This is a genomic window from Sphingopyxis sp., assembly GCF_035998965.1.
Taxonomy (GTDB): domain Bacteria; phylum Pseudomonadota; class Alphaproteobacteria; order Sphingomonadales; family Sphingomonadaceae; genus Sphingopyxis.
Genome location: NZ_DASYHE010000056.1, coordinates 18,055 through 29,344 on the forward strand (window position 1 = coordinate 18,055; position 11,290 = coordinate 29,344).

Annotated in this window: 11 protein-coding genes and 1 pseudogene; 5 read left to right on the forward strand and 7 right to left on the reverse strand. The window is 64.5% G+C overall.

Translation table 11 applies throughout. From position 1 onward, the window contains the following. Nucleotides 1–27: 27 nt before the first annotated feature. From VGN68_RS10230 to VGN68_RS10240, 3 genes are all read right to left on the reverse strand, one after another. On the reverse strand, nt 28–603 hold the full coding sequence (locus VGN68_RS10230; protein WP_327476374.1) for a CHAP domain-containing protein: 576 nt from the start codon (nt 601–603) through the stop codon (nt 28–30). 164 nt (nt 604–767) lie between these two features. Then, entirely contained in the window at nt 768–3,077 is a 2,310-nt protein-coding gene (locus tag VGN68_RS10235) for a putative bifunctional diguanylate cyclase/phosphodiesterase (protein WP_414713038.1), read from the reverse strand. A 154-nt stretch (nt 3,078–3,231) separates the two neighbouring features. Then, nucleotides 3,232–4,983: a fatty acyl-AMP ligase gene (locus VGN68_RS10240; protein WP_327476378.1), complete on the reverse strand. Its 1,752-nt coding sequence runs from the start codon at nt 4,981–4,983 to the stop codon at nt 3,232–3,234. 180 nt (nt 4,984–5,163) lie between these two features. On the opposite strand from VGN68_RS10240, the gene VGN68_RS10245 reads away from it, so the two are divergent. The 4 genes and pseudogenes from VGN68_RS10245 to VGN68_RS10260 form a co-directional block, all read left to right on the forward strand. Further along, nucleotides 5,164–5,736 (forward strand): regulatory protein RecX, encoded by a 573-nt coding sequence (locus VGN68_RS10245; protein WP_327476380.1) that lies wholly within the window; start codon nt 5,164–5,166, stop codon nt 5,734–5,736. 34 nt (nt 5,737–5,770) lie between these two features. Beyond that, complete coding sequence (locus tag VGN68_RS10250; RefSeq protein ID WP_327476381.1) at nt 5,771–6,247, forward strand: DUF192 domain-containing protein; 477 nt, start codon at nt 5,771–5,773, stop codon at nt 6,245–6,247. A 45-nt stretch (nt 6,248–6,292) separates the two neighbouring features. Beyond that, entirely contained in the window at nt 6,293–6,676 is a 384-nt protein-coding gene (locus tag VGN68_RS10255; RefSeq protein WP_327476383.1) for an NADH:ubiquinone oxidoreductase subunit NDUFA12, read from the forward strand. Between the two features lie 230 nt (nt 6,677–6,906). Then, a pseudogene (locus VGN68_RS10260) lies at nt 6,907–7,077 on the forward strand (DUF2155 domain-containing protein); the annotation flags it as partial. 35 nt (nt 7,078–7,112) lie between these two features. On the opposite strand, the gene aat reads toward VGN68_RS10260, so the two are convergent. Continuing rightward, nucleotides 7,113–7,889 carry a leucyl/phenylalanyl-tRNA--protein transferase gene (gene aat, locus VGN68_RS10265; RefSeq protein WP_327476392.1) on the reverse strand — a complete coding sequence of 259 codons (777 nt, stop codon included), beginning with the start codon at nt 7,887–7,889 and terminating at the stop codon, nt 7,113–7,115. After that, nucleotides 7,886–8,716: a class I SAM-dependent methyltransferase gene (locus VGN68_RS10270; protein ID WP_327476385.1), complete on the reverse strand. Its 831-nt coding sequence runs from the start codon at nt 8,714–8,716 to the stop codon at nt 7,886–7,888. The genes aat and VGN68_RS10270 overlap by 4 nt, the downstream gene beginning before the upstream one ends. 68 nt (nt 8,717–8,784) lie before the next feature. Between VGN68_RS10270 and VGN68_RS10275 the strand changes: the two genes are divergently transcribed. Next, nucleotides 8,785–8,958, forward strand: coding sequence for a hypothetical protein (locus VGN68_RS10275; protein ID WP_327476387.1), 174 nt, complete (start codon nt 8,785–8,787; stop codon nt 8,956–8,958). A 99-nt stretch (nt 8,959–9,057) separates the two neighbouring features. On the opposite strand, the gene VGN68_RS10280 is transcribed toward VGN68_RS10275, so the two are convergent. Then, on the reverse strand, nt 9,058–10,551 hold the full coding sequence (locus tag VGN68_RS10280) for a CpaF family protein (protein ID WP_327476389.1): 1,494 nt from the start codon (nt 10,549–10,551) through the stop codon (nt 9,058–9,060). Between the two features lie 418 nt (nt 10,552–10,969). Beyond that, on the reverse strand, nt 10,970–11,227 hold the full coding sequence (locus tag VGN68_RS10285; RefSeq protein ID WP_293699063.1) for an ATP synthase F1 subunit epsilon: 258 nt from the start codon (nt 11,225–11,227) through the stop codon (nt 10,970–10,972). Between the last annotated feature and the right edge of the window lie 63 nt (nt 11,228–11,290).

An 11,290-nucleotide genomic window follows, 5' to 3' on the forward strand; every position in this document is an offset into this window, starting at 1 on the left:
AATCCGCTCTTGATCGATTAGCGGCCGTTACTGGCCGAGCGACGCGACGACGACTTCCAGTCCGTTGCCCGGCTTCCAGTCATTCTGCGCCCACACCGGCGCCTTGAAGCTGGGCGCCTCGTTCGGGGCGTCGCCCGCATAGATGAAGCCCTGGACCGGATTGGCGCGGAGGCCAAGGTCGCCGATCGGGGCATACCACACGCGGACCATGCTCCAGTCACCGGCGTCGCTGACATCCACGACACGGACATTGCGCTCGATCTGGCCGCGGCGACCGTTGATCGGCGACCAGTTGGCATGGTCGATGCGGATTTCACGGTCGCTGACGATCTTTTTCACCACGGCAACATGGCCCATCGGCATGCCGCGGGTCCCGGCGAACGCCATCACCGCGCCCTCGCGCGGTTCATTGCCGCGGGCATAATCATCGGCGGCTTGCGCCCACCAGGTCTTGGCATTGCCGCGAATATCGACGCCCGATTCGGCGCGGGCAAAGGGTACGCATTGGAGATAGCCCTGCGCGACAGCAGGGACGCTGACGAGCAGACCGGTGAGCGTCATGACGGACGCAATGGCGGCAGCCAGAAAGCGACGATAGAGCATGAAATGCGACCCCCAAGGCTTGTGTTCAAGCGTTGCAGCGTCTTTGTCATGCTTTGCGCGGCCCACCACCCGCTGCGCGACGAGCCGCACGGCAGCTGCGGTGAGCGGCGGAACCTTTTGTTAAGCCCGTCAATTCGTCGCGCGAGGGGTTCCACTGGTCGCCGTCAGGCGGCGGCGCTGGCCGCCGAATCGGTGGAGCGGAACAGCGTCAGCACGTCGGCGGCGGGCATCGGGCGGCCGTAATAATAGCCCTGAATGTTGCTGCACCCCATATTACGCAGCGTTTCGACCTCCAGCTCGGTTTCAGCGCCCTCGGCGGTCGTCGACATGCCGAGGCTGTCGGCGAGCGCGACGACGGCGCGGATGATCGCGATCGATTCAATGCTGCCCTTGGCGGCGCCGACGACAAAGCTGCGATCGACCTTGATCGTCGAAAACTGCGTCTTGCGCAGATAGCCGAGCGACGAATAGCCGGTGCCGAAATCGTCGAGCGACAGGCGGATGCCCAGCCCGATCAACTGGTCGAGCAATTGTGCCGCGCCGCCGCCGTCGCGCAGAAAGACGCTTTCGGTGACTTCGATCTCCAGCCGCTGCGGCGGTAATCCGCTTTGCGCCAGCGCCGACACGACCACCGACGCGAAATTCGGATCGGTCAGCTGGTCGGCCGACACGTTGATTGCGACCTTCAGGTTCGACGGCCATTTCATCGCTTCGTGACACGCGGTGCGCAGCACCCATTCGCCGATCGGCGAAATCAGCCGCGCGTCCTCGGCCAGCGGAATAAAGCGTCCCGGCGATACATTGCCGAGCTTTTGGTTCTGCCAGCGGATCAGCGCTTCAAACCCGTTGAGCGTGCCATCGGCGGCGGTGACCACCGGCTGGTAATAAAGTTCGAATTCGCGGCGTTCGAGGGCGCCGCGCAATTCCTGTTCCATCACCCGCCGCTCCTCGGCCTGCGCGTGCAGCGAAGCGACATAGCCCGCGACAACATTGCCGCCCTTGTCCTTGGACTTGTAGAGCGCGAGGTCGGCGTTGCGGGTCAGCGTTTCGACCGTCGCGCCGTCCTGCGGCCCGATTGCATAACCGATACTGGCGCCAACGAACAATTGATGGTTGTCGACCACATAGGGGCGACTGATCGTCGTGATGAGGCGCTTCGCCAGATCTTCGGCGGCGTCGGCGGAGGGGACGTTGTGCAGCACCACGGCAAATTCGTCGCCGCCGAGCCGCCCGCAGGTCATGCCGCGCTCCATCAACCCTTTCAGCCGCGCCGCAACCTGTGCGAGCAGCTTGTCGCCGACCGGATGGCCGAGCGTATCATTAACTGCCTTGAAGCGATCGAGATCGATGATCAGCAGCGCGCAGCGCGCCTTGGCATCGATCGCGGTTGCCATCGCGCGCGCCAGATCTTCGTTAAGGCTGAGGCGATTGGGCAGGCCGGTGAGATTGTCGAAGCGCGCCATTTTGGCGATTTGTTCGGCGGTCGCGCGCTGTTCGGTGACGTCCGACCCGACTCCGCGAAAGCCCAGGAACTTGCCCGCTTCATCGAGGCGCGGCGAGGCCGACAGCTCCCACCAGCGCGGCGCCCCGCCGATCGTGACCGGCACGATCAGGTTCGAAAAGCTTTCGCGCCGCTTCATCCGTTCGGCCATCTCGTGCAGGCTTTTGGGGAACAGCCCGGTGTCCCAGGCATCGCCCGACAGCGCCTGCAACAACGGCACGCCCTCCAGCGCGTCGGCGGGGGCGCCGAGCGCGAAGGCGAGACGCGGCGAAACATGAACCAGGCGGCGGCTGTTGTCGGTCTGCCACAGCCAGTCGGCCGAGGTTTCTTCGAACTCGCGCAGCAGCAGGCTGACCGTTTCCGTCTTTTCGTGCAGCGTTTCTTCGGCGCGGCGATAGCGGATGTGGCTTTGCGCAAAGCGGACGCAGAAATTGCAGAGCAAAAGACCGGCAACGACCGCAACCGCCGCAAGTTGCGGCGCGCCGGCGCGGACGAGCGCCGCCGCCGCCGACAGGGTGACCGGCGCGATAAACAGGATGCACGCCATCGGGATGCTGTGCGCGACGATCGCCAGCGTAACCATCATCAGCACCGCGATCGTCCACATCGACAGGACATGATCGACCGGCGGCGTCAGCCCATGGAGCCAAAAGGGCGTGCTCCAGAACAGCGCGGAATAAAGCGCGTGGCGGTTGCACATCCGATATTCGGTCAGGCCCGACAATTTGGGATCGCCGAGCGGCAGATTGCGAAATTTACTGTAGGACCACAGGCTGAAAATCAGGCCCGTGCCGAGCCAGCCGCCAGCGACCGCGATCGGGACGCTGAGGATCATCGTGAAAGCGGCGACGAGCGCCATGCCCAGCCCCATGAACAGGCGCAATGATCCCTGGCCGCGCAGCGGCGCAAGCTGAAGCTGGCGGAGATTGCCGATATCCGCATCACGCGGCCCCAGCCCCAACAGGGTCCGCACAGGAATCTCTTCGGCTGCTATCTGGTCGGTCAACAGGCTTTTCACCCGATCCGTTTAGCGTCGGGGTGTTACCCGAAGGTAACCAGCGCGTTCATTTGCCGTGTTTTTTGTCCAGCGTCGGGACAAAATTTGGAGGCAAGGTCAGTGCTTTGCGTCAGGCCGCTATCGCAAAGGGTTGAATTTCGCCGGCCAGATATTGCGCGCGCGCTTTCGAACGGCTGAGTTTGCCCGAACTGGTGCGCGGCAGGGTACGCGGCGGGATCAGCTCGATCAGGCAATTCATGCCGGTGATCGCGCGGACGCGATCGCGAATCGTCTCACGCAGCGCGAGGCGTTCGGCATCGTCACTGGTGCGGCACTGGACAAGCACCGCGGGGGTCTCCTCGCCCCCGGGCGCGGTGATCGCGAACGCTGCGATATCGCCCGATTTGAACCCCGGCAATTGTTCGACCGCCCATTCGATATCTTGCGGCCAGTGATTCTTGCCATTGATGATGATCATGTCCTTGGCGCGGCCGACGATATAGATGTAACCGTCTGACAGATAACCCATATCGCCGGTGTCGAGCCAGCCATCGACCAGGCAGGCGGCGGTCGATTCAGGATCGCGGTAATAGCCGGTCATCAGCGACGGGCCGGTGCACCAAACCTTGCCGACGGTCTGGTCGGGCAGGGCGTTGCCTTGCTCGTCGCGGACCTCGATCACCATGTCGCGCGCGGCGCGGCCGCAGTTGACGATGGCACGATAGCGCGTCGGGCGGCCCGCATCATTGGCGGCGCCCGACAGCTCGGTTTCCTCGACCAGTTCGACGACAATGCCTTCGCCAGGCGGCATGATGCTGACCGCCAGCGTTGCTTCGGCGAGACCGTAACTCGGCAGGAAGGCGCTCGCCTTGAACCCGGCGTCGGCGAAGGCATCGACGAAGTTTTGCATCACGTCGGGGCGGATCATGTCGGCGCCATTGCCGGCGACGCGCCAGCGCGACAAGTCGAAGCGGTCGGCGACATGCGTCTGGCTCGACACGCGGCGGGCGCAGATGTCGTAACCAAAGGTCGGCGAATAGCTGAGCGTGGTCCCTTCGTTGCGGCTGATCAGGTCGAGCCAGGCGAGCGGTCGGCGCGCAAAATCCTCGGTCTTCAGATAATCGACCGACACCTGGTTGGCGACGGGCGAGAGCAGGCAGCCGACGAGGCCCATGTCGTGATACCAGGGCAGCCACGAGACGCAGCGATCACTGTCGCGCACTTCCATGCCATGACTGTGCGCGGCGAGGTTGTTGAGCAGCGCGGCGTGGGTGACCGCAACGCCGTGCGGGAAGCGCGTCGAGCCGCTGCTATACTGCAGATAGCAGGTTTCGTTCGATTGCTGCGCGGGCAGGTCGGTCACCGGCGCGGGCTTGGCGGCGAATTCGCTCCAGTCGACTGGCAAAACGCTCTGCGCTTCGGCGGCCTCGACCGCCATCGCGGCGATTTCGGGCGGAAAGAACAGCATCGTCGGGTCGCAGCTGGTGAGCTGCACGCCGAGCTGGCCGACATAGCTGTCGCGGCCGCCAAAGCTGGTCGGCAGCGGCAACGGCACCGGCCAGGCCCCGGCATAGATGGTGCCGAAAAACAGCGCGGCGAATTCGGGGCCGGTCTCGGCGATCAGGGCGACGCGATCGCCCGGCTTCACCCCGGCAGCGATCAACCGGTAGGCGCTCAGGAGCGCGTCGTCACGCAGTTCGCGATACGGATAGGGGCGCACCAGCTTGCCGCGCGGATCGTGGAAATTGAGTCCCCGGGTGCCGCTCGCCGCATAGTCGAGCGCTTCGCCGACAGTGGCAAAGTCCGAAAAGCGGCGCGGCTGGGCGCAGAAGGTCGGCGTCGGCTGAAGCGCGTCCGCCGCTGGGGTGTTGGTATCGGTCATAGGGGGTGCGACATCCCGCGATACGGGCCGCGCGGCAACAAGCATGTCATCTTTCTGAGCCATGGTGTCCGTGCGCGAGCCCTGTGTTGTGTAAACAATCGCCCATTTCCGGGCTTTAATGCCCGATATGGCGGTGTTGATCGTTCTCAATCAGGCCCGACTGTGGCACAAACATGGCATATGGCCAATCGCCGCGCTCCTCCTGACCGCTCAAAAAGGCCGCTTGGCGCAGCGCGGCTCGACGAGTTGGCCTTGGCCTATGTAGCGCGATTCGCCACCAGCCGCGCCAAGTTGACGCGCTATCTGTCTCGAAAAATTCGCGAATCGGAATGGACCGGAGAGGTTGACGCAGTGGTGGCGTGCGAGGCGGTAGCCGACCGGATGGAGCGCTTGCAGTTCCTGGATGATCGCCAATATGCCGTGATGCGCGCCGGGGCGATGACGCGCCGCGGGCTGGGGGTACGGCGGGTCAAGGCGCAGCTGTATGTCGATGGCATCGCGAGCGAGGATAGCGGTGAGGCGATCGAGAGCGCTGAGGCGTCGGCGCTGGCGTCGGCCGTCGGCTTCGCGCGGCGGCGGCGCTTCGGGCCGTTTGCGACGCGTCCCGCCGACGATCCGAAACTGCGCGAGCGGCAGATTGCGGCGTTTCTGCGCGCCGGGCACAGCATGGCGCTGGCGCGTCGGATATTGGCGATCGCGCCGGGGGACGAGGCGGCGCTGGCGGCGCTGGACGATGGGGCGGGGCTCGATTAGGGCTGGCCAAAATTGCCCGAATAAGGATCTGCCGATGCGCGCCATTTTGACTGCCCTTGCTCTGACGCTGGCGATGCCGATCGCGGGGTGCAGCGGCGGCGGCGAGACCGCGGCCGATACTGCGACGAATACTACCGGCCTTGTTCCGGTGACGATCGCTGCGGCGGGCCAGACGCACCGATTCGACGTCGAGGTCGTCCGCACGCCCGAGGCGCAAAAGTTCGGGCTCAAACTCCGTACCGCGCTGCCCGCGAACGGCGGGATGCTGTTTCCGTTCGACAAGCCCCGCATCGCCACCTTCTGGATGCAGGACACGCTGATTCCCCTGGATATGTTTTTCATCCGCGCCGACGGCAGCATCGACCGTATCGCCGAAAATACCATCCCCCAATCGCTGGAACCGGTAACCAGCGGCGGCGAGGTCAGCGCGGTACTGGAACTCGCCGGCGGCACCGCGGCGCGCCTGAACATAGACGAGACCGCCAAGGTGACGTGGCAAGAACGGCGCTGAAACAGCGCTTGCGAACTCCGCACCCTTGGCTGTAAACGCCTCGCCATGAGCATCCTCGGCAAGATTTTCACCTGGTGGGACGGTGCGACCGTCGGCACGCTGCTGAATAGCTGGAAAACCGGCGAAAAAGTCGGCGAGGACAGCTTTGGCAACACTTATCATCGCGCGCGCAAGGGCGACCGCCGCTGGGTGATCTACAAGGGATCGAATGATGCCAGTCGGGTGCCGCCCGAATGGCACGGCTGGCTGCACCGCACCTTTGACGAATTGCCGACCGACGTGCTGCCTGCGCCGCGCGCATGGGAAAAGGAACCGACCGCCAACCTGACCGGCAGCACCGGCGCCTATCGCCCTGCCGGGGCGCTCGAACGTGGCGGCCAGCGCGCTGCGGCGACCGGCGATTATGAGGCCTGGCGGCCCGGCGAATAATGTCGCGTCGGACCACGACTGCGCTGCTCGCGCTGCTGGCCGCGACCGCGCTGGGCGCGTGCGACCGGACGCCGTCCAAAGGCAATGGCAGCGCGACCGTTTCGACGGTGGCCAAGTCCGAACGCGTTCCGCAGGAAGTCGGCGGCATTGAGGGTGCGACCCCGATGGCCGAGCGCGTTGCCGTCGTCGGCTTGCTCAACAAACGCAACGGGCTGGTGCGCGAGCTGGAGATGAAGCCCGGCGAATCGGCGCGGGTCGGCCGCGCGATCGTCCGGTTGCGCGCGTGCGAGCAGACCGCGCCGTGGGAGGATCCGCCCGAAACCGGCGCGTTCGTGCAGCTGACGGTGCAGGACCAGCGCGACGACCGATGGCGCCGTGTCTTTTCGGGCTGGATTTTCCGCGAGCGGCCCGACCGCAACATCATCCAGCACCCGATTTACGACGTCTTCGTCAAAAGCTGTGCGATGACATATCCCGGCGGCGAGCCCGTCGCGCCGGCGGCAACAAAATCGGGCGCATCGGCGGCGCCCAAGGCGTCGAGCGCGCCCCAGTCGCCCGCAACGAATGGCGGCGAGGGCGGCGAACCGACCGCGGCGCCTGCCCCGGCGCCCGCGCCCGCGCCCTCACTGCCCGCCAATACCGAATAGAGCCGCGCCAGATAGTCGGCTTGGCGGATTTCGATCGCGCCGAGGCTTGCGAGGTGCGGGGTGATGAACTGGCAATCGAGCAATTTCCAGCCGCCCGCGATAAGCCGCGCGACGAGATGCGCCAGCGCGACCTTTGAGGCATCGCGCGCCCGGCTGACCATCGATTCGCCGAAAAAGGCGCGTCCGAGCGACACGCCGTAGAGTCCGCCCACCAGTTCGTCCTCCTGCCAGCATTCGACGCTGTGCGCATGGCCGATCTGGAATAGCCGGTCGTAACTCGCCTTGATGACGGGGTTGATCCAGGTCGTCGGCCGATCGCCCGCAGGCTCGGCGCACAGCGCGACCATGTCGGCAAAGGCGGTGTCGGTGGTGACGCGAAACCGGTCGGCGACGATCGTCTTTTTCAAACTGTGCGACAGCCGGAAACCATCCAGCGGCAGGATCGCGCGCAGCCGCGGTTCGACCCAATGGACCGACGGGTCATCCGCCCCGTCGGCCATCGGGAAAATACCCTGCGCATAAGCACTCAGCAGCAGCGCAGGGTCGATGGATTCAAAATGCTTCAGGACGCGGGCTTCACGAACTTCAGCGTCATGCGATCCGATTCGCCGATCGCGGCATATTTGGCGCGGTCCACATCTCCCTCGGCAAAGCGCGGCGGCAGGGTCCAGACCCCCTTCGGATAATCCTTTGTATCCTTGGGATTTGCATTGACCTCGCTGCGTGCGGCGAGCTTGAAACCCGCCGCTTCGGCAAAGGCGATGACCGAGCTTTCCTTCATATAGCCCGATTTCTCTTCCTTCGCAGCGTCGTCGTTCTCGTTCAGCCGGTGCTCGACCACGCCCAGCGTACCGCCGGGCTTGAGCATCGCGAAAATCTGCTTGAAGGCATTGGCGGTGCTGTCGGCACCACCGAAACGCCAGTTATGGACATTGCGGAACGTCAGCACCACATCGGCGCTGCCGTCGGGAACCTTGGGATTGGTTCCGGCATGGGGAAATTCGGCGAGCTTGATTCCCCCGTAGAGGTCGGCGTTCGCACCCTGCCATTCCTTGATGCGGTTCAGCCCGCGGTCCCACGGCGCCGCGGCGTAGAGCGTACCGCCACCCGATTTGGCGAGCGGGGCCAGGATTTCGGTGTACCAGCCGCCGCCGGGCCACAGCTCGACCACCGTGTCACCCGGCTTGACGCCAAAGAAGGCGAGCGTTTCGGCGGGGTGGCGATATTGGTCGCGCGCCAGGTTTTCGGGGGTGCGGGTCGGCGCGGCGACTGCCGCAGCGATGGCATCGCCGGGCTTGGCGGCATGGGCGCCGCCGCCATCGTGATCGGCCGATACGGCAGCGGGGACGGCGAGGGCGAGCGCGGTACTTGCAAGAATCAATAACGGACGCATATGGGCAACCTCTCTCTTGGGGGGACTGGTTCCTGTTTGCGAAGGTGCGCGCGTCAATGCAAGGGTCGATGCTGATTGTCAGTGCCGCGGGTGCCGCGGTTGCGGTCGCCGCGGAGGTTGCCGACTATCGCCGCCGTAACCGGCGCGACGTCGATGCGGTCGGATTCATGCCGTGGCGGGGGATTATGCTGACGGGGGTTGGGGTGGCGATCCTGGCGGCGGCGCTGGCGTTGAAGCCTTGATTTGCCGTCGCCCCCGCGAAGGCGGGGGCCGCTATCGGGCTTACTCATCATCGCCGCGTAAACTTCGAGCGGCCCCCGCTTCGCGGGGACGACGATGTTTTACAGACACGCCTCCAGATAGGGCTGATCGAACCCGTACTGCCGCGCTTTTTCCAGCGTATACGGACGCAATCCCATGGCGCGATATTCGCCGACGATCTTGCCGTCCTTGTCCTCGTCGAGATATTCGAACTTGAACAATTCCTGGGTGACGATGACGTCGCCTTCCATGCCGATCACCTCGGTGACGTTGGTGACGCGGCGCGACCCGTCGCGCAGGCGCTTGATCTGGATAACCATGTCGACCGAATCGGCGATCTGTTTCGAGATCGCTTCCTTCGGGATCTTCACGTCGCCCATCAGCACCATATTTTCCATACGGCCCAGGCATTCGCGTGGGCTGTTGCTGTGCAGCGTACACATCGATCCGTCGTGGCCGGTGTTCATCGCGGCGAGCAGATCAAAACATTCGGCGCCGCGAACCTCACCCATGATGATGCGGTCGGGGCGCATACGCAGGGCGTTCTTGACAAGGTCGCCCATATGGATCGCGCCATTGCCCTCCAGGTTTGCGGGGCGCGTTTCGAGCGGCAGCCAGTGCGGCTGCTGCAGGCGAAGTTCCGCGGCATCCTCGATCGTCAGCACGCGTTCGCCGGGGTCGATCATCTTCGACAGCGCGTTGAGCATCGTCGTCTTGCCCGAACCCGTACCCCCCGAGATAACGATGTTGAAGCGGCTGGCGCCCGCAATCTTCAGCGCGGTACACATCTTCTGGCTCATCGCGCCCCATTGGCACAGCATGTCGAGCGTGATCGGCTTAGCCGAAAATTTACGAATCGAGATCGCGGTACCGCGTAAGGAGAGCGGCGGGACGATCACGTTGACGCGGCTGCCGTCCTTCAGACGGGCGTCGGCAAGCGGGGTGGTCTGGTCGACGCGGCGGCCGACGAGGTTGCAGATGCGCTGCGCAATCTGGAACAGATGCTGCTCGTCACGGAACTGAATCGGCGCGAGGACCAGCTGGCCCTTTTTTTCGATATAGGTCTGGTACGGGCCGTTGACCATGATGTCCGAAATATCGGGATCGGCGAGCAATTCTTCGAGTGGGCCGAAACCGAGCAGCTCGTCGACGAGCACTTTTTCAAGCGCGAACTGTTCGCGACGATTCAGCGTGATGCGCAGCTCGGCGAGCACTTCGAGGATGATCGGGCGGAATTCTTCGGTCAGCTCGTCCTTCGACAGCGTCGCCGCGGCTTCGGGGTCGACGCGTTCGAGCAGGCGCGGCAGCACCTGTTCCTTGATCTTGTGAACGCTGGCTTCAAAACCCTGCGCCTTTTCGGGCTCCATCGCTTCGGCGGTCGAACGCAGGTTCAGCCGCTCCATCGCCTCTTCTTCGGGCGACAGGTGCGACGGCATTTGCGGAATTTCGATCGCGGGCGTGTCGATCGCAGGGAATTGCGCGCCGCCGCCCATGCCGGGTCCACCCTGCATCGGCTTGGCCACGCCAAAGGCGGGGCGGCCAGCGGTTCCGGGTCGGCGTCCGAATGCACTCATTCGCTTTGTCCTGCTTTCCAAATCCTGTCGGAGGCATCGCCGCAAGCGGCAGACGCACCCCCATCCGACACGGTGAATAAAGTGGAAACTTTGACATTGTCCTAATGCGCGGGGTGATTGTGAAATGCGGTGGCCGGGCGCGTAAGTGGTTCACGCGGAGGCGCGGAGGCGCGGAGGCGCGGAGCCGCGGAGGGAAAAGGATTTTCGCGCAGAGAACGCAGAGTTCGCAGAGACGAGAAAAAAGGCGGCAAAGCCGCGATTCGGATTCTTCTCCGCGGCTCCGCGGCTCCGCGTGAACCATAATCTCCGCGGCCTCTGTGCTCTCTGCGCGAATCCATTCGCTGCTGCTTCGACGCACAAAAAAGCCCGCATCCGATGGGAATGCGGGCTTTGTTTCTGCCGTGGACGGCGGAAAGAATCAGGCGGCGATACGCTCGGCGAGGACGGTCAGGCCCGACTCGTTCACCTCGGCGAAGCCGCCTTCGACCTCGATCACCTCGGGCGCGGCGCCCTGGGTGGCGTAGATGGTCAGCGGCGCGTTGCGCAGCGTCGCCATGAACGGCGCATGGCCTTCGAGCACCGAGAAATCCCCCTCGGCGCCGGGCACGGTGACCATGTAAACCTCGATCGACCGCTCGAGGCGGGCCGGGGTGACGAGTTCGAACTTCAGAGCCATGATATGTCCTTAAACCCCTCCCGCGCGGGGAGGGGTGTAGGTTTGTTACGCGTCTTCGGCGAG

What these genes read in the sequence shown, in the direction of transcription:
- VGN68_RS10255 (WP_327476383.1), top strand. Translation starts at nt 6,293, where the DNA reads ATGAGCATCCTCGGCAAGATTTTCACCTGGTGGGACGGTGCGACCGTC.
- VGN68_RS10285 (WP_293699063.1), bottom strand. Translation starts at nt 11,227, where the DNA reads ATGGCTCTGAAGTTCGAACTCGTCACCCCGGCCCGCCTCGAGCGGTCG.
- VGN68_RS10245 (WP_327476380.1), top strand. Translation starts at nt 5,164, where the DNA reads ATGGCCAATCGCCGCGCTCCTCCTGACCGCTCAAAAAGGCCGCTTGGC.
- VGN68_RS10230 (WP_327476374.1), bottom strand. Translation starts at nt 603, where the DNA reads ATGCTCTATCGTCGCTTTCTGGCTGCCGCCATTGCGTCCGTCATGACG.
- VGN68_RS10240 (WP_327476378.1), bottom strand. Translation starts at nt 4,983, where the DNA reads ATGACCGATACCAACACCCCAGCGGCGGACGCGCTTCAGCCGACGCCG.
- VGN68_RS10250 (WP_327476381.1), top strand. Translation starts at nt 5,771, where the DNA reads ATGCGCGCCATTTTGACTGCCCTTGCTCTGACGCTGGCGATGCCGATC.
- VGN68_RS10270 (WP_327476385.1), bottom strand. Translation starts at nt 8,716, where the DNA reads ATGCGTCCGTTATTGATTCTTGCAAGTACCGCGCTCGCCCTCGCCGTC.
- VGN68_RS10275 (WP_327476387.1), top strand. Translation starts at nt 8,785, where the DNA reads ATGCTGATTGTCAGTGCCGCGGGTGCCGCGGTTGCGGTCGCCGCGGAG.
- VGN68_RS10280 (WP_327476389.1), bottom strand. Translation starts at nt 10,551, where the DNA reads ATGAGTGCATTCGGACGCCGACCCGGAACCGCTGGCCGCCCCGCCTTT.